Annotated in this window: 22 protein-coding genes and 1 tRNA gene; 12 read left to right on the forward strand and 11 right to left on the reverse strand. The window is 68.5% G+C overall.

All coding sequences use genetic code 11. The annotated features are described in order from the left end of the window. Nucleotides 1–142 precede the first annotated feature (142 nt). The gene (locus BLT27_RS14255) at nucleotides 143–2,203 is read right to left on the reverse strand and encodes a hypothetical protein (RefSeq protein ID WP_089735052.1); all 2,061 of its coding nucleotides are present in this window, start codon (nucleotides 2,201–2,203) and stop codon (nucleotides 143–145) included. 123 nt (nucleotides 2,204–2,326) lie between these two features. On the opposite strand from BLT27_RS14255, the gene glyA reads away from it, so the two are divergent. Together glyA and BLT27_RS14265 are read left to right on the forward strand one after the other, a co-directional pair. Continuing rightward, a complete protein-coding gene (glyA, locus tag BLT27_RS14260) occupies nucleotides 2,327–3,574 on the forward strand; it encodes a serine hydroxymethyltransferase (RefSeq protein WP_089735053.1) in 1,248 nt (415 codons plus the stop codon). Between the two features lie 128 nt (nucleotides 3,575–3,702). After that, the gene (locus BLT27_RS14265) at nucleotides 3,703–4,116 is read left to right on the forward strand and encodes a hypothetical protein (protein ID WP_089735055.1); all 414 of its coding nucleotides are present in this window, start codon (nucleotides 3,703–3,705) and stop codon (nucleotides 4,114–4,116) included. A gap of 6 nt (nucleotides 4,117–4,122) precedes the next feature. Here BLT27_RS14265 and BLT27_RS14270 read toward each other — a convergent pair whose 3' ends face one another. Continuing rightward, nucleotides 4,123–4,635 carry a helix-turn-helix domain-containing protein gene (locus BLT27_RS14270; RefSeq protein ID WP_089735057.1) on the reverse strand — a complete coding sequence of 171 codons (513 nt, stop codon included), beginning with the start codon at nucleotides 4,633–4,635 and terminating at the stop codon, nucleotides 4,123–4,125. A 152-nt stretch (nucleotides 4,636–4,787) separates the two neighbouring features. Between BLT27_RS14270 and BLT27_RS14275 the strand changes: the two genes are divergently transcribed. The 4 genes from BLT27_RS14275 (at nucleotide 4,788) to BLT27_RS14290 (ending at nucleotide 6,818) form a co-directional block, all read left to right on the forward strand. Continuing rightward, a tRNA-Leu gene (locus BLT27_RS14275) sits at nucleotides 4,788–4,872 on the forward strand. Between the two features lie 193 nt (nucleotides 4,873–5,065). Then, nucleotides 5,066–5,323, forward strand: a complete 258-nt coding sequence (locus BLT27_RS14280) for a hypothetical protein (protein ID WP_089735059.1) — start codon at nucleotides 5,066–5,068, stop codon at nucleotides 5,321–5,323. Nucleotides 5,324–5,340: 17 nt separating this feature from the next. Continuing rightward, nucleotides 5,341–6,216, forward strand: a complete 876-nt coding sequence (locus BLT27_RS19865; RefSeq protein ID WP_175526473.1) for a plastocyanin/azurin family copper-binding protein — start codon at nucleotides 5,341–5,343, stop codon at nucleotides 6,214–6,216. 32 nt (nucleotides 6,217–6,248) lie between these two features. Beyond that, nucleotides 6,249–6,818, forward strand: coding sequence for a DUF420 domain-containing protein (locus tag BLT27_RS14290; protein ID WP_089735061.1), 570 nt, complete (start codon nucleotides 6,249–6,251; stop codon nucleotides 6,816–6,818). Here the strand turns inward: BLT27_RS14290 and BLT27_RS14295 are convergent, their stop codons facing one another. The 5 genes from BLT27_RS14295 to BLT27_RS14315 all read right to left on the reverse strand — a co-directional run bounded on the left by BLT27_RS14295 (nucleotide 6,819) and on the right by BLT27_RS14315 (nucleotide 10,556). After that, nucleotides 6,819–7,355: a GNAT family N-acetyltransferase gene (locus tag BLT27_RS14295; protein ID WP_089735063.1), complete on the reverse strand. Its 537-nt coding sequence runs from the start codon at nucleotides 7,353–7,355 to the stop codon at nucleotides 6,819–6,821. Nucleotides 7,356–7,425: 70 nt separating this feature from the next. Beyond that, complete coding sequence (gene purF, locus BLT27_RS14300; protein ID WP_089735065.1) at nucleotides 7,426–8,907, reverse strand: amidophosphoribosyltransferase; 1,482 nt, start codon at nucleotides 8,905–8,907, stop codon at nucleotides 7,426–7,428. A gap of 157 nt (nucleotides 8,908–9,064) precedes the next feature. Further along, nucleotides 9,065–9,238 (reverse strand): 50S ribosomal protein L37e, encoded by a 174-nt coding sequence (locus BLT27_RS14305; protein ID WP_089735067.1) that lies wholly within the window; start codon nucleotides 9,236–9,238, stop codon nucleotides 9,065–9,067. Next, a complete protein-coding gene (locus BLT27_RS14310) occupies nucleotides 9,235–9,429 on the reverse strand; it encodes an LSM domain-containing protein (protein WP_089735068.1) in 195 nt (64 codons plus the stop codon). The genes BLT27_RS14305 and BLT27_RS14310 overlap by 4 nt, the downstream gene beginning before the upstream one ends. Before the next feature lie 62 nt (nucleotides 9,430–9,491). Further along, a complete protein-coding gene (locus BLT27_RS14315) occupies nucleotides 9,492–10,556 on the reverse strand; it encodes a M20/M25/M40 family metallo-hydrolase (protein ID WP_089735070.1) in 1,065 nt (354 codons plus the stop codon). Between the two features lie 150 nt (nucleotides 10,557–10,706). On the opposite strand from BLT27_RS14315, the gene BLT27_RS14320 reads away from it, so the two are divergent. After that, nucleotides 10,707–11,003, forward strand: a complete 297-nt coding sequence (locus BLT27_RS14320; RefSeq protein ID WP_089735072.1) for a hypothetical protein — start codon at nucleotides 10,707–10,709, stop codon at nucleotides 11,001–11,003. A gap of 53 nt (nucleotides 11,004–11,056) precedes the next feature. Then, nucleotides 11,057–12,019, forward strand: coding sequence for a zinc-dependent metalloprotease (locus BLT27_RS14325; protein WP_089735074.1), 963 nt, complete (start codon nucleotides 11,057–11,059; stop codon nucleotides 12,017–12,019). A 24-nt stretch (nucleotides 12,020–12,043) separates the two neighbouring features. Here the strand turns inward: BLT27_RS14325 and BLT27_RS14330 are convergent, their stop codons facing one another. The 4 genes from BLT27_RS14330 to BLT27_RS14345 all read right to left on the reverse strand — a co-directional run bounded on the left by BLT27_RS14330 (nucleotide 12,044) and on the right by BLT27_RS14345 (nucleotide 14,277). After that, the gene (locus tag BLT27_RS14330; RefSeq protein ID WP_089735076.1) at nucleotides 12,044–12,283 is read right to left on the reverse strand and encodes a hypothetical protein; all 240 of its coding nucleotides are present in this window, start codon (nucleotides 12,281–12,283) and stop codon (nucleotides 12,044–12,046) included. 1 nt (nucleotide 12,284) lies between these two features. Then, nucleotides 12,285–12,668, reverse strand: coding sequence for a nuclear transport factor 2 family protein (locus tag BLT27_RS14335; protein ID WP_089735078.1), 384 nt, complete (start codon nucleotides 12,666–12,668; stop codon nucleotides 12,285–12,287). A 66-nt stretch (nucleotides 12,669–12,734) separates the two neighbouring features. Continuing rightward, the gene (locus BLT27_RS14340; RefSeq protein WP_089735079.1) at nucleotides 12,735–13,286 is read right to left on the reverse strand and encodes a hypothetical protein; all 552 of its coding nucleotides are present in this window, start codon (nucleotides 13,284–13,286) and stop codon (nucleotides 12,735–12,737) included. 466 nt (nucleotides 13,287–13,752) lie between these two features. After that, nucleotides 13,753–14,277: a DUF2561 family protein gene (locus tag BLT27_RS14345; RefSeq protein ID WP_089735081.1), complete on the reverse strand. Its 525-nt coding sequence runs from the start codon at nucleotides 14,275–14,277 to the stop codon at nucleotides 13,753–13,755. Nucleotides 14,278–14,373: 96 nt separating this feature from the next. Between BLT27_RS14345 and BLT27_RS14350 the strand changes: the two genes are divergently transcribed. The 4 genes from BLT27_RS14350 (at nucleotide 14,374) to BLT27_RS14365 (ending at nucleotide 19,656) form a co-directional block, all read left to right on the forward strand. Beyond that, a complete protein-coding gene (locus BLT27_RS14350; protein ID WP_217639159.1) occupies nucleotides 14,374–17,043 on the forward strand; it encodes an AAA domain-containing protein in 2,670 nt (889 codons plus the stop codon). A gap of 40 nt (nucleotides 17,044–17,083) precedes the next feature. Further along, nucleotides 17,084–17,932, forward strand: coding sequence for a phosphatase PAP2 family protein (locus BLT27_RS14355; RefSeq protein WP_089735084.1), 849 nt, complete (start codon nucleotides 17,084–17,086; stop codon nucleotides 17,930–17,932). 78 nt (nucleotides 17,933–18,010) lie between these two features. Then, complete coding sequence (locus BLT27_RS14360; RefSeq protein WP_089735086.1) at nucleotides 18,011–18,520, forward strand: DUF6789 family protein; 510 nt, start codon at nucleotides 18,011–18,013, stop codon at nucleotides 18,518–18,520. A gap of 101 nt (nucleotides 18,521–18,621) precedes the next feature. Then, nucleotides 18,622–19,656, forward strand: coding sequence for a hypothetical protein (locus BLT27_RS14365; protein WP_089735088.1), 1,035 nt, complete (start codon nucleotides 18,622–18,624; stop codon nucleotides 19,654–19,656). Nucleotide 19,657 lies beyond the last annotated feature (1 nt).

A 19,657-nucleotide genomic window follows, 5' to 3' on the forward strand; every position in this document is an offset into this window, starting at 1 on the left:
ATCTATAAGTCGGGTCGAGAGACAGGATGTGGTACTCTCGCATGCGACGTGGCATCCCCAGCTCCAACCGGCAACCCACGGTCGGACTCGACGGCGGCAGCAGCCCGTACACGGGCCCCTGAGTTCGGTCCACTGTGCCGCGCTATTCGTTCGATAGCCGAGCGTAGAGGTCGTCCGACCAGCAGAACTCGCCGTCGTAGATGACCGACGTGTCCGCCCGTTCGAGGAACTCGAGCAGCGACGCCTTCGAGAGCGCGAACTCCGACTCGTTCCCGCAGAGGTACGAGTACTCGTTGCCCTCGACGTACGGGTGGTAGTAGCTGCCGGCGTGCTGGAGGGAGAACTGGTCGAACGTGAGGAAGAACCGGTCGTCGTCCAGCCGTTCGAGCTCGGCCGTCGTCGGGAGCCGGTTCGTCGTCTGGGTCAGCGTGTAGGTGCCGTCGCCGACCACGGCGTAGTCCTTGCCCATCATGATCCGTCGACGGGCGATGCGGAGCGCGCGCTCGAAGCTGAACCCGTGGATGAGCAGGCGAGCGAACGCCGACCCGACCTTCACGGCGTGGTCGTTGAGCACCTGCGTGAACGTGACGCCGCCGGCGACTGCACCCTTCTCGACGAGCTCCATGCCCTCGTGGAACGAGCCACAGGCGTTCAGGAAGAACGTCCGGGTGCCACACGACGAGAGGCTGCTGGCCGAGAGGTAGCCGTCGGGGCAGCGCAACCCGTCGGTCTCGCAGTGGCCGATGTAGTGGACGAAGTCGTTCTCGCCCTCGAACACCCGCGCGAGTTCTGCGGTCCCGAGGTGGTCGACGACGTTCACAGACAGCGGCAGGTCGGTCGCGTGCTCCCGGTAGATGCGGCCCACGTCGATGTGCTCGTCGTCCATCTTCTCGTCGTTGAGCACCACGGTCACCTCGGCGCTCTCGTGCTGCCGGTCGAGCACCGACAGCCGGTTCCGGTACGCAGCGGGCGTACATTTGAACACGTCGATGGGGACGCCGTCCGCCAGCCAGCCGTGGACCCGGCCCCCGCGCAGCTCCGGCTTGACGACGTCCACCGAGGCGACCTCGCCGGGGCCGGTCGCGCGGTAGAAGTCGTCGAGCGAGCGTTCGACCAGCTCCGAGCCCGCCAGCTCCGACGTCCGCGGCATGTAGATCGCCGCGAGGTCGTGGAGCAGGAACGGAATGGTCTCGAAGGTCTCCGGGCTCGGCTCGACGTACATCGAGAGGTGCCAGTCCGGCAGCCGGTGTTCGAGCGCGGCGTAGGGGACGTCGAGGTAGGTCTCCAGCCGGTCCACGGGCGTCCCGTGGTACAGTGCCTCGGCGTCGAGGTCGAGCGCGTCGAGCAGGCTCTCCTCGGCGAGGTTCGTCCCGTACGGCCCGGCGTTCCGGACCAGGCAGTCGAGGAAGAACGTCTTCCGGAGGAGCCGGGTCGTCCGGCGTTCGAGGTCGGGCAGCGGTCCGAGGTCGTGGCGGATGCCCGCCCCCGGCGCACAGAGCATCGGGGCCTCGATGTCGGGGACGGTCTCGACGTCGGCCTGCAGATAGTACGCCAGCGGCGCGGTGACGTACAGCTCGTCGAACGACGGCGGCACCAGCAGCTCGATGCCGACATCGGGTGTGGCGTTCCTGATTGTCGAGGACACCTCGACGGTGTCACCCGCCTCGATGAGCGGCGGGTGGCCACGCAGCGTCGGGTAGGTGCGGTCCGGCGCGGTGGTCTTGTGCGAGGCCGGCAGGTGACTGAGCGCGACCGCCAGGCCCTTCGGCGTCGGTGGGACGGTGATACTACCCGACGGCCGGACGTTCCTGCTCCGGAACCCGAGCGTCACCTCCGTCTCGTCGGCAAAGCTGACGACGACCTCCTCGAAGTCCGGGGTCTTCGAGATCGCCAGCGGCCCCTCCGCGCGCAGGTAGGTCTTGATGTCCGTATCGAGGTCGACGATGTACTCCCCTGCCGGCAGCTCGAGGGGGCCGGTGTCGTTCTCAAGCTCGTAGGTGGCGTCGCTCGACTCCGAGGCGACGTACACCACCGAGATGGGAAAGCGGACTTCGTCGGTTCGACAGGAGAGGGTCGCATCGACCGGTCGTGGGAGGGGGACGCCATCGTCGGCCACGGAGAGGTTCGGCCCTTCGACCGTGAACTCCGAGTTCCCCGGGTCGACCACCCGGAGACCGGTGGCCGTCACCTCCCACTCTATCATTCGCGTTGGTAGATGTAACTAATAGCAGTTAGATGTATCGGGAGACGTACGAGAGTACATATTCGGTGGCAGTATCGCCCGGAGACGAGTACACTTATGCCCGAACCGACCGGGTCTTCTCGCATGGACTACGAGCACGTCCGCGAGGTCGACCCGGCGGTCGCAGACGCCCTCTCTGGCGAGGTCACACGCCAGAACGAGACGCTGGCGATGATCGCGAGCGAGAACCACGTCTCCGAGGCGGTGCTGGAGGCCCAGGGCTCGGCCCTGACGAACAAGTACGCCGAGGGTTACCCCGGCAAGCGCTACTACGGCGGCTGTCAGTACGCCGACGACGTCGAGAACCTGGCCATCGAGCGCGCGAAGGAGCTCTGGGGTGCCGAGCACGTCAACGTCCAGCCGCACTCGGGCACGCAGGCGAACCAGGCCGTCTACTTCGCGATGCTCGACCCCGGCGACAAGATCCTCTCGATGGAGCTGAGCCACGGCGGCCACCTCAGCCACGGGCACCCCGCGAACTTCACCGGCCAGCTCTACGAGGTCGAGTCGTACGAGGTCGACCCCGAGACGGGCTACATCGACTACGAGGAGCTCCACGCGATGGCCGAGGAGTTCGAGCCCGACATCGTCGTCTCGGGCTACTCCGCGTACCCGCGCACGGTGGACTGGGAGCGCATCCAGGCGGCCGCCGACGCGGTCGACGCGCTCCACCTCGCCGACATCGCGCACATCACCGGGCTGGTCGCGGGCGGCGCACACCCCTCGCCGGTCGGTATCGCGGACTTCGTCACCGGCTCGACGCACAAGACCATCCGCGCCGGCCGCGGCGGCATCGTCATGTGCGACGAGCAGTACGCTGAGGACATCGACAAGGCCGTCTTCCCCGGCGGGCAGGGCGGTCCGCTCATGCACAACATCGCGGGCAAGGCCGTCGGCTTCAAGGAAGCACTCGACCCCTCGTTCGAGGAGTACGCCGCACAGACGGTCCGGAACGCGAAGGCGCTCGCCGACCGGCTCCAGGAGCACGGCTTCAGCCTCGTCTCCGAGGGCACCGACAACCACCTCGTGCTCGTCGACCTCCGGCCGTCCCACCCGGACACCACCGGCGGCGACGCCGAGGAGGCCCTGGAGGAGACCGGCATCGTGCTGAACGCGAACACCGTCCCCGGCGAGACGCGCTCGGCGTTCAATCCGTCGGGCATCCGCATCGGCACACCCGCACTCACGACGCGTGGGTTCGACGAGGAGGACCTCCGGGTCGTCGCGGACTGCATCAAGCAGGTCGTCGACGCGCCCGAGGACGAGGACGTCAAGGCCGAGGCCGAGGCGACGGTCGCGGAGCTGTGCGACGCGAACCCGCTGTACGAGTAACGAGACGGCCGGGTGAGGTCGACGATCTCCCTGGAAGACAGATACTCCGTTCGATATAACTCCCCAGTCGGTGTCGGGCCACACATGAGGATTCGGTCCGCACCGCTCGCTGGCTACTCCTCGTTTGCGTGCTGGTCGTCTCTACTACGGGCTGTCTGACGCAGACCATCGAGCAGCGCCGATGTGGCACACGGCAGGTCGGCGGTGACGCCGACATCTTCAGAATAACCGACATGAACGTGTCGGGCGGTGCCATCCAGGCCGCCGTCGACGTCCGGAACGGGACCGACGACACGACGCTGGTCCTGCGCTCGAACGGGTCGACTGAGACGAGAGCGACGCCGAACGCCGACGGGAGCTACGAACTCGTCTGGGAGCGGGCGACGCCAGACGAGTGGACGGTCACGTTCGAGTTCCACCTCCGGAACGAGGACGGAGACGTGGTCGAGACGGCGCGATACCGGCTCGCCTGCCGACATCGAACCGGAACCGGGACGGTCCCACCGGCGTCCAGTCGGTCGACAGCAGCCGACCGCCGATAGAACAGTTCAGCCCTCAGAGAGCTGCACATCGAGTCTATCCTCGAGCTTCGCGATGAGGCCGCCGCCGATGCCGGCGCGGGCCGCACGACCCTGCTCGACCGCGATGATGTCCGCCTCGTCCGTATCCAGCTCGTCGGCGAGCTCGTCGCGCTGGAGGCCGGCGTCCTGGCGCGCGTCGGTCAGCGTCTTGCCGTAGTCCTTCACGAGGTAGGGCAGCTGGTCGTCGTCGTAGTTCGTCCCGCCCTCCTCCCAGTGGGAGGTGTCGCCGTCCCAGTTGGATGTCTTTGCCGTGTTCCGGGCGGCGTTGCGCTTGCGCTCGCCGGAGTCACGACTGCTGCCGTCGCCGCTGGAACCGCTCGTCGTCTTCTGGGCGTCGTCGTGCGGGGCGCAGTCGGGACAGACCTCCAGTTCCGCTCCGGCGACGTTCGCCATCCGGAGTCGGTCGCTGGCCGCACCGCAGAGTTCGCAGGTGTCACCGTCGCCGCCACCCGACGAGTCACCCGTCGAGTACTTCGCCATACGCACCCCTATCCGGGGCGTACATTTGAATACCCCGCTTTGCCGTCTCGTGTCACGCACCCTGCTGGTCGCTACCACGGCCTCCGGCGGCGGGAAAAGGACACGCTTTTATTTATCCCGGTGAAACGCAGGAATGCAGCAAGACACAGCGAGCGTGGGTAGCCAAGCCAGGCCAACGGCGCAGCGTTGAGGGCGCTGTCCTGTAGAGGTCCGCCGGTTCAAATCCGGTCCCACGCATCGCACAGGTGGTCACCAACTCGACCACCGACACGATGCGGGTGCTCTCCCTCGTGGACAGCACCCACGCACAATCCTTTCGGCGCAACACACGAACAGCAGCGGTGCCGTCGTCTCCGACGCCGGACGCGGCCTCGACGGCCGGCGGGCCGCGCGAACGCCGTACTCCTGCTGATACTTCCGGCTGAGAGTGATGCGGCTTACGGACGACCGAGGGATGAACTCGCAGGTCGCGGTCGTGTCGATCGTGGCCATCGCGTTCGTGGCGGTCGTGACGGTGTTCTGGGCCGGGCCGAGCGTCGGGAAGGAGGTGGTCCCCGACGGTGCGCTGTCCCGGAACGCCGGCTCGCCGTCCGTATCGAACCTGACAGTGCAGGGTTCCGGTGTACTCGGGCTCCCAGTCGGTGGGAACGTGTTCCGGGATACTTTTACCCTGGCTTCGGAAGGTTGACCGAGGTCTGGTCCCCGATGTACGACTCCGACGACACACCAGCGACGCGACGGCGCACAGTACTGAAAGCGGCCGGAACGACCCTCCTGCTCGGGGGGCTCGCGGGCTGTAGTGCGGACGGCGATGGAACGTCGACGCCGACGGACACCCCGACCGATACCCAGACGGCCACGGCTGAACCGACCGCGACGGACGAACCCGAACCGAGGACAGAGAGCGGTTCGGCCGGGCAGTCGACGGCGGAGACGGTCGTCGAGGTCGGCGCGGACGGCGACTTCGTCTTCGAGCCCGGTACCGAGGAGCCCCTGTACGTCACGCCGGGGACCGAGGTGCTGTTCGGCTGGGAGTCCGGCAGCCACAGTATCGTCGTCGGCGAGACGCCAGACGGTGCGACGTGGGATGGCCACGAGACGGTCGAGGACGCCGGGTTCACGCACCGACACACGTTCGAGACGCTCGGCGAGTACCGGTTCCACTGCGAGCCGCACCGGAGCCTCGGCATGACCGGCACCATCGTCGTCAACGAGACCGGCCGGCCGCCCGAACCCGAGACTGAACAGCCCAGCACCGAGGGACCCGTCCGCCTCGGCGACGACGGCACCGCCGAGATACTCGTCGGTGCCGACGGCGACTTCGTCTTCGAACCGGGCACCGAACGCTCGGTGAGCGTGCCCCCCGGAACGCGGGTGACGTTCGTCTGGGACTCCGACAACCACAACCTGCGGATGGACGAGACGCCGGCGGGGTCGTCGTGGACGGACCACGAGCTCGTCGAGAACGCTGGCTTCGAGTACGAGCACACGTTCGAGACGCCGGGTCGCTACGAGTTCTACTGCGAGCCACACGAGGCCATCGGCATGACCGGCACCCTCCTCGTCGAGTCCACTGAGTAACGGCTTTGGGTGTCCAGCCCCGAGCGCCGGATATGCAACAGATGGTCAAGCGGAACGTCCCGGCGGTGACAGCCGTCCTCTCCATCGTCTCCCTCGCGCTGGTCTTCGGCGCGGCGCGGCAGCTCATCCCGAAGTCGCTGCTCCCGGCCGCGCCCGACTGGCTCGTCTCGGCCATCCCGCACGTGAACGCGGTCATCAGCGTCGTCGCTGTCGTCGTCATCCTCGCCGGCCTCCGCGCCATCAAGCAGGACCGGTGGGACCGCCACCGGAAGCTGATGGGAACCGGCGTCGTCCTGTTCGTGATATTCCTCGCGCTCTACCTCTACAAGGTCGCACTGAAGGGCCCGAACACGTTCCCGGGCTCGGGCGTCGCGGAGCTGGCGTACCTCGCCATCCTGGCGATCCACATGATACTCGCCATCGCCTGCATCCCGCTGCTGTACTACGTGCTCCTGCTCGCGGTGACCCGGCCGATGAGCGAGCTCTCCGAGACGGTACACCCGAAAATCGGCCGCATCGCCGCCCCGCTCTGGCTGATATCGTTCGTGCTCGGCACCGTCGTCTACGTCATGCTGTACCTGGTGCCGGCGAGCGCCTACTGATCAGTCCCGGTTCCGCCACTGGTCGGCCGTGACGGCGTAGATGTGCGAGTCGTGGTGCTCGCCGTCGACGAACGCCCAGTTCGGGATGGTACCGACGCGCTCCATGCCGATGGACTGCAGCATCGCGTTGGACTTCTCGTTGAACGCGAACGCCTCCGCACGCACGGTCTCCATGCGTCGTTCGCCGATGAGAAAGTCGATGAAGGTGGTGGTCGCGTCCGTGCCGTAGCCCTGTCCGTGGGCGTCGCTCGCAATCCACGCCGACATGACCGCATGGCCGTGGCGCTCGCTCATCCAGTTCGAGTTGATGACACCGATGGGCTCGTCACCAGCGACGACGAGGAGGTTGAAGCCGTCGTCGCTCGACACCTCCTCCTCGATCCACTCCTCGTGCTGTGTCTCGTTCTGTGGCTCGGCGATACCCAGGGGGACCCGTACTTCGGGGTCGTTCAGGGCCTCGGTGAGGAACTCGGCGTCCTCCGTCTCGATGGTGCAGAGGTCGACGCGGTCGCCTTCGAGGAAGGTTGCTCCGGGCATAGGAACACCGTCACGCGGACGGCTCTTAAACGGCCGGCCACGTGTGGTACCACGGGACGTGGCTCTCGGGTCAGTCGTCGGCAGCGAGGTCCTGCCCACCGATGACTGGCCGCTCGACCTCGCGGTCGGTCGACTCGCCGTCGATGTCGTACGGGTACTCGCCGGTGACACAGCCGAGACAGAGGTCGGCCCGCGAGCGGTTCAGCGCGTCGGCGACGGCGTCGATGGAGAGGTAGGAGAGGGAGTCGGCTTCGATGGCCTCGCGGATGTCCTCGACGTCCTGGTTGGCCGCGATGAGCTCCTCGCGCGTGGCCATGTCGATGCCCATGTAGCAGGGCGCGACGATGGGCGGCGCGCCGATGCGCATGTGGACCTCCTCCGCCCCGCAGTCCTTGAGCAGGGCGACGAGCTGGGTCGAGGTCGTGCCGCGGACGATGGAGTCGTCGATGAGCGTGACTGTCTTGCCCTCGACGGTCGACTTGATGGGGTTGAGCTTCAGGCGGACGGCTCGCTCGCGCTCGTCCTGGGTCGGCATGATGAACGTCCGACCCACGTAGCGGTTCTTCATCAGGCCCTCCGCGAACTCGGTGGTCGAACCGGCCTCCTGTGCTGCCTCGGCGTAGCCGGATGCGAACGCCCGTCCGGAGTCTGGCACGGGCATCACCACGTCGGTCTCGATGCCGGACTCGTCCCAGAGGTGGCGGCCGAGCTCGCGTCGCACCTCGTAGACGAGCTCGTCGTCGATGACGGAGTCGGGACGGGCGAAGTAGACGTGTTCGAAGAAGCAGTGCGCGGTGTTCTCCTGTTCGACGAGCTGGTAGGAGTCGAAGCCGGAGCCGTCCTCGTGGAGGACGACGAGCTCGCCGGGCTGGACGTCGCGGACGAGGTCGCCGTCGAGCGTGTCGATGGCGGCGGACTCGCTGGCGAGCACGTAGCCGTCGTCGAGTTCGCCGATGCAGAGCGGGCGGTTGCCCTCGGGGTCGCGGACGCCGAGGACGGTCTCGTCGTGCATGATGGTCAGCGAGTAGGAGCCGTGGATGCGGCTCATGGTCCGTTTGACCGCGCGCACGAGGTCGGCCTCGAGCAGGTTCCGCGCGAGGTCGTGGGCGATGACCTCGGTGTCGCCGTCGGAGGTGAACGCGTGGCCGAGTCCCGCCAGCTCGTCGCGGATCTCGCCGGCGTTGACGAGGTTCCCGTTGTGACTGAGCGCGAGCGAGCCGGACTTGAACGAGACGGTGAACGGCTGCGCACAGGACTTGTCGACGCTCCCCGCCGTCGGGTAGCGGACGTGGCCGATGCCGGAGTCGCCGTTGAGCCGTTCGATGTCGGCCTCGTCGAAGGCGTCGCCGACGAGCCCCATCTCGACGTGGTCGTGCTGCTGGAAGCCGTCGTGGGTGACGATGCCCGCGGACTCCTGCCCGCGGTGCTGGAGCGCGTAGAGGGAGTAGTACAGCGGCCGCGCGGCGGCGCGGTCGTCGAGCGCGACGCCGACGACGCCGCATTTCTCGGTTGGTCCGCTCCGGTGCGGGGACTGCCCCGACCCGTGTGTCATGTGAGAGGGTCAGGTTCCGGACGGTAAAAATCCCCGTGGTTGTGTTCTCCTGACCGCTGCTACAGGAAGATGTATGCACTTTCTTGCATAGAATGTTGGCCCGAGCCACGGAGCCGGGGCTCGTGGTCGGTGGAGAACGCGAGTGAGAATCGGGGAGTTACTCGCCGGCCTTCGACTGCCACTCGTAGTCGCGGCGCTTGGCGGACTTGCCGAAGCCACACGAGGAGCAGACGCTTTTCTTCACGTGATAGGACTTCTCACCACACCGTCGGCACTTCACGTGCGTCGTGGTGTTCTTCTTGCCTTGGGAGGGGGTTCCTGCACCAGTCATGGAGTTATCGAAACGACGTTATCGCCGCGTATAATGGTTGTGTTGTCGCCTCGGTCCAGCACGAGGTTCATGTGCTGGTCGTAGCCGGTGAGCTCGCCGTCGTACTCCTCGCCGTCCTTCAGTCGGACCGTGACCTGCTCGCCCACGGAGGCTTCGAGCACGTCAAGCGGCCTGCCACTCGATTCACTCATACTCACACGGCCTTGCGACGCCTTCATAAACGTACCGAGTCGCGGACGGGATATCGGATTTCCTACACGTCCACGCCGAACGTCTCGTACTCGGCGCTCTGGTCGGCGAAAGCGGCGAGCAGGTCGGCGACTGCGTCGAGGTCGTCGGTGTCGATGACCTCGACCGGCGTGTGCATGTAGCGGTTCGGGACGCCGAGGTTCAGCGTCGGGACGCCACCGCGGGCGGTGTAGAACGAGCGCGCGTCGGTGCCGCCGGCGTTCGGGTCGGCCTGCAGCTGCACGGCGATGTCCGCGTCGGCCGCCGCCTTCCGCACGGCCTGTGCGACGACCGGGTGGTTCGCGCCGCCACGACCGACGATGGGACCGCCACCGAGCTCGGTGTCGCCCGCCTTGTCGGCCTTCCCGCCGGGGTAGTCCGAGACGTGGGAGACGTCCACGACGACGACCGCGTCGGCGTCGACCTCCGTGGCGACCATCTTCGCCCCCTGTGCGCCGACCTCCTCCTGGACGGTCGAGACGGCGTACACCGTCGCGTCGACGTCGGCCGCGACGGCCCTTCGGAGCGCCTCGGCGGCCGCCCAGGTCCCGACGCGGTTGTCCAGCGCGCGGCCCGCGAGCCGGCTGCCCATGAGCCCCTCGACGCCGCTGGAGAAGGTGATGGGGTCGCCGACCTCGACGGTCTCGCGCGCTGCCTCGCCGTCTGCGGCCCCGATGTCGACGGTCTGCTGGGAGATGTCCTCGAACTCGTCCCCGTCGCGCTCGCGGAGGTGGATGGCGGTCTGTGTCACGACACCGGACACCGGGCCGTCGCCGGTGTGGACGGTGACGTGCTGGCCCTTCGAGACGGTCCGGTCGGAGCCGCCGATGGGCGCGAGGTGGAGGAAGCCGTCGTCGTCGATGCGGTTGACGGAGAACCCGATCTCGTCGGCGTGGCCGGTGAAGGCCACCGTCGGGGCGTCCGGGCTCCCTTCGGCGACCGCGACCGCGTTGCCGTAGGCGTCCGTCCGTACTTCGTCCGCGAACTGCTCGACGTACTCGACCCAGATCCGCTGCCCGCGCGTCTCGTAGCCCGACGGACTCGGCGTCTCCAGGAGCTCCGTCAGGAACCCGCGTTCGGTGTCGTCCATACGGGTCGATGGGACGGCCCCCGTTTGAACCCGACGGTCCCGGCGCGCCCCGATGGGGTGGTCGCACCAGCAGTGGTCGCGGGGACACCGCCCGGCGTCCCCACCTGCCGAGGCACAACCGCTAAGTTGCCTGTCGAAGAACTGATTCGTATGGAGATTACACTGTTCGAACTCCACTTCGACGGCGACACGAGCTTCGGTCCCACGTTCGGCGGGGGCGACGACGAGGACGCCGCCGAGGTGGCGGAGACCGATGACGACGAGGGCGACATCGACTGGGGAGACGACACCGAGTCCACCGGCCTCCCGGGCCCGAGCCCCGTCGCGGTGCTCGTCGGGCTCGTCCTGCTCGTCCTCGTCGCGGTCGGCGTCAAGAAGGCGCTCGGCGGTAGCGAGGAGACCGAGACCGAGGACTTCGAGCCCGAGATGGTCGAAATCGAGGAGTAGAGGCGTTTCCGGCACACAGAAGGGTTTTGCGTACGCGGTCCCAACCCGGCCGTGTGAACCTCTTTCATAGCGTCCGGGCGGTCGCATCCTCCGGCGACGGCGAGGGTGCCATCGACTGGGACGCCGTCGTCGAAGCGGCCCGGGCCGGGACCGACCCCGGCTCCGTCGAGCTGACCCAGGCCGAGCGGTCCGGCTACGCGACCGACGTGCGGGACGCCCGCGACCGCGTCCGGGAGGTTGCCGCCGTCGACTTCGACGTGCCGGACACCATCGAGATACAGCACCGCCACCACTGGATCGACGCCAACGTCGCCACGTTCCGCCGGGTGCTCGGCCCGCTCGAGGCCCAGCAGTCGGAGTTCCTCCCCGGCGTCGCCCGTACGGTGAACACCGGCACGATGTCGTTCATGCTCGGCTTCCTCGCGCGGAACGTCCTCGGGCAGTACGACCCGCTGTTGCTCGCCGACGAGGCCGACGCCGACCACGCGCTCTACTTCGTCCACCCGAACATCCGGCAGGTCGCCACAGACCTCCAGGTCGACTTCCCCCGGTTCCGGCGCTGGATCGCCTTCCACGAGGTGACCCACGCCGCCGAGTTCGGTGCTGCACCCTGGCTCTCGTCCTACCTCGAAGACAGGATGGAGGAGGGTCTCGAGGACCTCTCCCACGGGGGCTTCGACCGCGAGGCCTTCCGCGAGATGAACGTCGCGATGACCGTCGTCGAGGGCTACGCGGAACTGCTGATGGACCACGCCTTCGACGACGAGTACGCCGACCTCCGCGCGAAGGTCGACGCCCGCAGACAGGCCGGCGGCCCGCTCTCGAAGCTCGCGAAGCGGCTGCTCGGCCTCGGACTCAAGCGTCAGCAGTACGAGCGCGGCAAGGAGTTCTTCGAGGGTGTCGCTGCCCTGCGCGGACTGGAGGCGGCCGGGGCGGTCTGGGAGTCCCCCGAGCAGCTGCCCACGGACGACGAACTCGACGACCCCGGCGCGTGGGTCAGCCGCGTCGGCGTCTGATTCCTGCCGCCGCCGACAGCGTCGCTACCGACGCGACCGCGACTCCGTCTCCCGCTGTGCCGAGTGGAACGTGCTGACGAGGTACCACCACAGCAGCGCGCCGACGACGGCCCCGCCGGCTGCCGCCGCCGCGATGACCGCCAGCGACGCCTCCGCCTGCAGCGCGACGAGCGCCCCCGACGCGGCGACCATGACGACGAACGTGTACCGGATGCGTTGCATCCCACGCTCGCGGTCCTCGTCGGTCATCGATGGCCCGACCATCTCAGATCGACCGCGGGGCCGAGACGTGCAGCTGGAGGAACTCCCACTCCTCGTCGTCCCCGTCGAGTGCCTCCAGCACACCGCTCCAGCGCGAGTCGAAGCCGCGCCGCTCGCCCGTCCGGGTGTCCGTCCAGGCGAGGCGGACGGCGTCCTCGAACAGCGCCAACCCGTCGCGCTCGGTGACCGACAGCGCCTCGCTCTCGACGGTCCACTCGTCGGTGGTCCGGCTCTGCTCGCGTAGCGCCTCGCTCACCGCGTCGTAGCCGCTGTACTGGGTGCTTATCGCCGCCTTCCACGTCTCCGCGCGCTCGACGAAGTACGGGTACAGCGGCTCCCCCCGGCGTAACGCCTCGTAGTAGTCCAGAACGGTCTCCTCCGGAGTCATACCTCCAGCAACGGCCCGGGCGGGTTTGAAACCCCCGTTCCCCGGTGTGTCGACCCGGCCCCGCCGTCACATGAAGCCGCGGTCGACCCCGTCGTCCTCGATGACATCGTCGAGTTCGGCGTCCAGCACCGCCTCGGCGTCCTCGAACGTCGTCGCGAGGTCGTCCAGTCCCGCCGGCCGGTCGTAGTTGTCGAACTCCATCGGCCCGAACGCCGGGCTGTCGAGCGCGTCCATCACGTCGTCGAAGAAATCACCCGGCGTCGTGGGTGCGTCCGCGTGCGCCTCCACGACCGCCTCCAGGCGCTTTGCCGCGTCCTCGGCCTCGGCTTCGTCCTCCGGCGGCGACTGCACCGCGAAGCGGCTCCCGTCGGTCTTCGTCGGGAACAGCGGCGCCAGTTCGTCGTCCAGCCGTCGCGCCACCTGGGTCCCGACGCCGTGGACCTCGAACGGGTTCTTCGCGTACGTCTTCAGGTGGTAGACGCCACTGTTCGGGTGTCCGAGGTACAGGTCCTCGCCGAGGCCGTTCGCACGGTCACCTGCGACCGCGCGCCAGCCCTCCGGGTCCGCTCCCGAATCGACCACGTCCGCGACGATGTCGTCCCAGTCTCGAACGCGCATGGCCGGGGCTAGTTCGTACTGTCGCAAGAACGTATCGGTGCCTGAACGCTGTGACAGCGGCCCTTGCGGTCGGCTGTTCCGGAAACCCGGTGTCCATCGAGTGTCTCGACGACGCCCAGAAACTCCCGACCGTCCCGCGAACAACCGCACCCACGAACGCCCAGAAACCCCCGACCGTCCCGCGAACAACCGCACCCACGAACGCCCAGAAACCCCCGACCGTCTCGACTCCCGCGACTCGCTGCGCTCCTCGCTGCGCTGCGGTGCTTACTTCGTCGGGGTTCGTCGAGACGGTCGCCCGTTTCAGTCCCGACCCGCACCGCGCCTCACCCTCCCCAGCCGATTGCGCTTCTCGCTTCGCTGTGATGCTCATCCCTCGCACGAGTGCGGCGCGACGCGCTCCCTGGCGGTCGCGCGTCACGCCAGCCGCGCGCCGGTGATGAAAATCGGGAGTAACGACCCAGAATCAGTTCTCTTCGTCCGTCTCCTCGGACCCCTGCAGCTCCTCCTTGACGCCCTCGACGGTCTCCTTGACCTCGTCGGCCTGCTCCTCGACGTGTTTCGCGCGCTCGGTGAGCTCCTCGGCGGTCTCCTCGGATGCGCCTGTCTCCTCGACGGACTGCTCGACGGTCTCCTCCAGCTCCTCGGCGGCGGATCTGACCTGCTCGGCGGACTGCTCGACGCCCGCTGCGGACTCGGCGACCGTCTCCTCGCGGCGGCGGACCCCGCGGGCGACGAGGAGCAGCTGGAGCGCGCCGGCGAGCACGAACAGCGTGACGACGACGCTCGTGAGCTGTGCGAGCAACTGGGTGTTGCTGGGCGACAGTGCCAGCGCGTCCGTGGTCGCCCGGACCAAGTGGACGAGCGCGACGAGCGCGGCCGCGACGAGGAGCCCGCGGACGAACCACCGGTACCACGGAGCGAACACGACCCGTTCCAGCGCGTCGGCGATCGGTGTGAGCACCGGGACGCCGTCGTCCGACTGTGACATGCTCCCAGGGTTCTGCCGCGGCCCATATCAAACCCCGACACGACGAGGGCGCGTGACCGCGCCGGGTTTATGACCGGTGACGACCGAGGGGTGCACGTGAGCGTTCGCGGTATCGTCACGACGGTCGGGGAGGAACGGTCGGTCGACACGAGCCACGGCACGAGCGAGCTCGTGGAGGTCGGGCTGGAGCGGCCCGAGGACACTCCGACGACCGTCACGCTGTGGGGACGCTGGACCGAGACCGCCGCGGTGCTCGAACCGGGGATGGAGCTGCTGGTCACCGAGCCGAAACGGGAGGAGTACGAGGGCGAGCGTTCGTTCTCGACGACGGGCGACTCCTACGTCGTCGTCGAGCCGGACTTCCTCGTCAACGTGACCGACGTGCGCCAGTGGGTCCAGTGCCCCCGGATGTACTACCTGAACAAGCTCTCCAGTGTCCCGCTCGCCTACCCGGTGGTGAAGGGGACCGTCGTCCACGAGGTGTTCGGGGACCTGCTCCGCGGCCGTGAATTCGACGAGGCCGTCGAGGACCGCGTCGCGGAGCAGGCGCTCGAGCTCGGCCTGCTCGACTACACCGCCGCGGACGTCGAGCGCGAGGTCGCCCAGAACGCCCAGGCCATCGCGGGCTGGCTCCAGCAGGGCCGACTGGCCGACGAGGACGAGTGGCGCTCCGAGCGCCTGCTCGTCTCGGAGACGTTCGGCATCAAGGGCCGGGCCGACGCCATCCGCCGGGGCCAGCCCGTCGAGCTGAAGACCGGGAAGAACCTCAAGAGCGAGCCCCGGTTCCACGACAAGATACAGGCCGCGGCGTACGCGCTGCTGCTCCGGGAGCGCGGCGTGCCGGCCGACACCGGTACGCTCCTGTACACGAAGAACGAGGCGCTCGACCGCGACGAGTTCACCGGCGACTTCTCGCCGGCGAAGGAGTTCTCCATCGGCGACGGCCTGCTCAGGTTCGTGGTCCGGGCGCGCAACGAGATCGCCGCGATGGAGTTCGACGCCGACGTGCCGACGGGCTACGAGGCCGACGCGAAATGCGAGTACTGCTTCGAGCAGGACACCTGCATGGTCGTCTCGGGGCGGCTGGACCAGGAGTCCAAGGCCGGCCAGATCGGCACCGCCATCCCCGAGGACGAACGCGAGTACTTCGAGCGGACCTACGACGCCATCGAGGCCGAGCGCGACGCGGCCCACGACGAGTTCGTGAAGCTCTGGCGGCAGACCCCCGCCGAGCGCGCGGACGACGACCGCGCGCTCGTCGACCTCGAACCGGTCGAGAAGCGCGAGCTGCCGGCGGGCCGCTGGGAGCTGACGGCCCGGCGCACCTCCGCCGCCGTCTCGAAGATACGCGAAGGCGACTACGTGCTCGCGAGCGACGGCGACCCCATCCGCGGCCACGCTGAACTCGCGACCGTCGAGCGGCTGGGCGACGAGGAGGTCGTCCTCACCGCCGACGAGCCCGTCGACGTGCACCGCCTCGACGTCTACCCCTCCGACATCGGCCCGTCACGGCTGCTGACGGCGGTCCACGACGCGCTCCTGAAGGGCGACGAGCGCCGGAAGGACGTGCTGTTCGGGCGGGAGTCCCCCTCCTTCGACCCCACCGACGAGACGTTCGTCGACAACAACGACGCCCAGGACGAGGCGGTCCGCATGGCCGTCACCGCCGACGACTGCGCGCTCATCCACGGCCCGCCGGGGACGGGGAAGACCTACACCATCGCGCAGGCGGTCCGGGCGATGGTCGAGCGCGGCGAGCGGGTGCTCCTCTCGGCCTTCACGAACCGCGCGGTCGACAACGCGCTGGAGGCCATCCGGGACGCCGGCTTCGAGGACGACGACCGCGGCGACATCGTCCGCATCGGGACGAAGTCGGGCGTCCGCGAGGACATGCAGGACCTCCGGCTCCGCCGTCACGGCGACCCCCAGGAGCGCGCCGGCGAACTCGAGGACGCAAGCGTCGTCGCGGCGACGACCGCCACCTGCGGCTCGACGGTGATGCGCGAACAGGAGTTCGACGTGGCGCTCGTCGACGAGGCCGGGCAGCTCACCGAGCCCGGCACGCTCGCGGCGGTCAACCTCGCGGAAAGGTTCGTCCTCGTCGGCGACCACCAGCAGCTCCCGCCGGTCGTCCGCGCCGACACCGACCTCTCGCGGTCGCTGTTCGAGCGCCTCATCGACACCCACCCGGATGCGGGCGTACTGCTCGACCGGCAGTACCGCATGTCACAGCGCATCCAGGCGTTCCCGTCGCGGGAGTTCTACGACGGCAAGCTCAGGCCCGCAACGGGCGCGGTGGCCGGGCGCTCGCTCGCCGACCTCGACCACGTCGACGTGACGGCGCTCCCCGACTCGCTCCGTGGCGGCGTCTCGATGGTCGACACACCGGGCGACGACGGCCGCCACACCGACGCCGTCGAGGCCGCCGAGGTCCGGCGGGTGGTCGATGCCCACCTGGAGGCAGGACTGCAGCCCGAGGAGATCGGCGTCATCGCGCCGTTCCGGGCGCAGGTCGCCGAGATAACCCGCGACGTGCCCGACGACGTCGCCGTCGACACGGTCGACCGCTTCCAGGGGTCGGCGAAGGAGGTCATCGTCGTCTCGTTCGTCGCCTCGGACGACCTCGACAGCCCCATCTTCGAGGACTACCGGCGCGTGAACGTCGCGCTGACCCGGGCGAAGCGCTCGCTCGTCCTCGTCGGCGACAGCGACACGCTCTCGACCGACGAGGTGTACGGCCGGATGGTGGACTGGGCCGACCGCTGAAGCGAAAGCGTTCAGTTCACGGCCGGGCAACGTGCAAGGTATGGTTCGACTGGAGGCCGCGAGCGAGGCCATCCGCACGACGTTCCCGAACGGGCTGGTCGACGTGTACGCGGGCGTGACGGCCCTCGGCAACCCGGGGGTGCTGACGGTGCTGCTGGCGCTCGTCTACTGGGGCTACCGCCGCGAGGGGACCGCGACGGTCGTCGGCTACGCCTTCCTCGCGTTCGCGCTCGTGCTGTTCCTGAAGGAGCTCTTCGCGATGCCGCGTCCGCCCGAGTCGGTCATGCTCGTGGGGGAGGACGGCTACGGCTTCCCGAGCGGTCACGCTATCGCCGGGGTCGTCGTCTACGGTGGACTCGCGCTCGAGTTCGACTGGTTCGAGGAGCCGCCGAAGGCGTTCGGGGCGGGACTGCTTGCCCTCTCGGTCGGGCTCTCGCGGATCGTCCTCGGCGTCCACTACCTCGGGGACGTGCTGGTCGGGGCCGCGCTCGGCCTGGTCGTCCTCGTCGCCGGACACTCGCTCTGGCGGGACCGGCCAGCGGTCGGCTACGGTCTCGGTGCCGTCGTCGCCGCGCCGGCCGTCCTCGTCTCCGACGGCGACCCCCAGACGGTGGCGCTGCTCGGCTCCTGTCTCGGCGGTGTCTGGGCGTGTCGGACGGTCACGCCGCTCCCCAGCGACCCGGACCGCGCCGAGCTGGCGTTCCTGCTCGCCGTGGGTGTCCTGCTCGCGCTCGGTCTGGTGGTCGCACGCGGCGTACTGGAGACGAACGGGCCGGCGCAGTTCGTCCTGGGTGTGGTGACCGTGGCGACCATCCTCGCGCTCCCCGCGTCGCTCGACCGTCTCGGGGCCTTCGCCGTCGTCCGCCGCCTCACCGGTCGGGCGACGTGAGCGGCGTATAAACGCCGTCCCGAACACATTCGTCCGCGCGGCCAATCGTTTATAGTTGTGGCGGTGGTATGTCGTGACATGGCAAGCAGTCACTCGGGTGCAGAAGAGGAGAACGAGGGGTTCGACCGAGCGGCCGAACGAGAGGACGAGCTCCGGGCCGCGATGGGTGCCGTGGCCGGCGGCATCGTCGGCACTACCGTCATGACGGGCGTCCTGCTCGCGGTGAACGCGATCTACGCGCCGGAGATCAGCGTGTTCGCGACGCTCGCGGAACTCGCCGGCGTCGGTGCCGACAACGTCGCGCTCGGGATGGCGATGTTCCTCGGAGCCGGGGCGCTCGCCTGGCCGCTCACGTTCGCGACGCTCGGCGCGTACCTGCCGGGCGGGACCCGTGCCCAGCAGGGCATCGTCTTCGCGCTCGTGCTCTGGACCGGCTTCGTCGTCGCGTTCGGCACCAGGTACGCCGGGGCTGACCTCGCGGTGTTCGTCGTCACGTCGGTCGCCACCCACATCGCCTACGGCTACCTGCTCGGCTTCGTCGCGGGCCGGCTGACGGGACACCGCGAGTCGCCCGACATCGCCGTCTGAATCGAGTCGGAATCTAGAACCAGTTCGGACCCAGTCGGTGGAGAGTCTGCTCGAAACTCGAAAAACCCTCTTTTACCGGTTCGCCGTCCCGGACGGATGTGATGTCGAATCCAGACCACACGCGACGGACGTTCGTCTCGGTGACCGGCGCGGCCGGCCTCGCGGCCCTGGCCGGCTGTCTCGGCGGCGACGAACCAGCGGAGGATGCAATGACCGACGGGATGACCGACGACGGGATGACCGACGACGACGACATGGCCACCGAAGAGGAGATGATGGAGTCGGAGGCGGCCGACCCCGCCTCTGCACCCCGGCCGACCATCGACCGATTCAGCGAGGACGCCGGCACCCTCATGGTCCGGACCGAGGAGAACGGCCTCCCCGGCCCCGGCGAGGCAATCGACTTCGACCAGGCTCCGTTCGTCACCCGCGGGCTCGGGCCGGGCGGCGAGCCCGTCGAGTACTACAACTTCGACGTCCAGACGACCGCGCCCGCACCCATCTACGTGCTGTTCCACGAGGGCGAGGACACACCGGTCGAGGGGCAGCTGAACGTCGTCGGCGTCGTCCCGGGCGACGACGGCTACAACGACTTCTGGCAGGTCCACCGTGTGACCGTCCCCGAGGACTACACCGCGAACACCATCACGAGCGCCGCCGCGGTGATGGACGGCGACTACGACGTCGAGGCGACCGACATGCTGGTGAACTGCCCCATCGTCCCCGAGGGCTCGACCGCGACGAAGCGCGCCGGCGACGGCGACACGGGCCTGGTGCAGGGCTGGTACGACGGCCAGGTCGTCCACTACTTCACCTTCGTCGAGGCGTCGCTGACGGTGACGGACGGGTCCGTCCCGCTCTCCCCCATCTTCGTCTCGTTCAACGCGAACCCCGGACAGGACGGCGGCGGTCCCGCATCCGGGTTCATGACCGAGATGGGCAGCAGTCAGACCCACAACGTCGTCGCCACGCTCCCCGGCGACGACGGCTACTCGCCGCTCTGGCAGGTCGCAGTCTACGACAACGCCGACTTCGACGCCGTGATGGACCTCGAATCCGCCAGCGAGGCGAACATCCTGAACAACGACGCGGCGACGGTGAACTGTCCCATCGTCTCGACGGGCATGACGAGCTAGT

This window comes from Haloarchaeobius iranensis (assembly GCF_900103505.1).
GTDB classification, from domain to species: domain Archaea; phylum Halobacteriota; class Halobacteria; order Halobacteriales; family Natrialbaceae; genus Haloarchaeobius; species Haloarchaeobius iranensis.

Coding starts and splice junctions, on each gene's coding strand:
- BLT27_RS14360 (WP_089735086.1), top strand. CDS start 18,011: ATGGCAAGCAGTCACTCGGGTGCAGAAGAGGAGAACGAGGGGTTCGAC.
- BLT27_RS14345 (WP_089735081.1), bottom strand. CDS start 14,277: ATGTCACAGTCGGACGACGGCGTCCCGGTGCTCACACCGATCGCCGAC.
- BLT27_RS19865 (WP_175526473.1), top strand. CDS start 5,341: ATGTACGACTCCGACGACACACCAGCGACGCGACGGCGCACAGTACTG.
- purF (WP_089735065.1), bottom strand. CDS start 8,907: ATGACACACGGGTCGGGGCAGTCCCCGCACCGGAGCGGACCAACCGAG.
- BLT27_RS14310 (WP_089735068.1), bottom strand. CDS start 9,429: ATGAGTGAATCGAGTGGCAGGCCGCTTGACGTGCTCGAAGCCTCCGTG.
- BLT27_RS14255 (WP_089735052.1), bottom strand. CDS start 2,203: ATGATAGAGTGGGAGGTGACGGCCACCGGTCTCCGGGTGGTCGACCCG.
- BLT27_RS14305 (WP_089735067.1), bottom strand. CDS start 9,238: ATGACTGGTGCAGGAACCCCCTCCCAAGGCAAGAAGAACACCACGACG.
- glyA (WP_089735053.1), top strand. CDS start 2,327: ATGGACTACGAGCACGTCCGCGAGGTCGACCCGGCGGTCGCAGACGCC.
- BLT27_RS14330 (WP_089735076.1), bottom strand. CDS start 12,283: ATGGTCGGGCCATCGATGACCGACGAGGACCGCGAGCGTGGGATGCAA.
- BLT27_RS14315 (WP_089735070.1), bottom strand. CDS start 10,556: ATGGACGACACCGAACGCGGGTTCCTGACGGAGCTCCTGGAGACGCCG.
- BLT27_RS14320 (WP_089735072.1), top strand. CDS start 10,707: ATGGAGATTACACTGTTCGAACTCCACTTCGACGGCGACACGAGCTTC.
- BLT27_RS14280 (WP_089735059.1), top strand. CDS start 5,066: ATGCGGCTTACGGACGACCGAGGGATGAACTCGCAGGTCGCGGTCGTG.
- BLT27_RS14295 (WP_089735063.1), bottom strand. CDS start 7,355: ATGCCCGGAGCAACCTTCCTCGAAGGCGACCGCGTCGACCTCTGCACC.
- BLT27_RS14335 (WP_089735078.1), bottom strand. CDS start 12,668: ATGACTCCGGAGGAGACCGTTCTGGACTACTACGAGGCGTTACGCCGG.
- BLT27_RS14290 (WP_089735061.1), top strand. CDS start 6,249: ATGCAACAGATGGTCAAGCGGAACGTCCCGGCGGTGACAGCCGTCCTC.
- BLT27_RS14355 (WP_089735084.1), top strand. CDS start 17,084: ATGGTTCGACTGGAGGCCGCGAGCGAGGCCATCCGCACGACGTTCCCG.
- BLT27_RS14270 (WP_089735057.1), bottom strand. CDS start 4,635: ATGGCGAAGTACTCGACGGGTGACTCGTCGGGTGGCGGCGACGGTGAC.
- BLT27_RS14340 (WP_089735079.1), bottom strand. CDS start 13,286: ATGCGCGTTCGAGACTGGGACGACATCGTCGCGGACGTGGTCGATTCG.
- BLT27_RS14365 (WP_089735088.1), top strand. CDS start 18,622: ATGTCGAATCCAGACCACACGCGACGGACGTTCGTCTCGGTGACCGGC.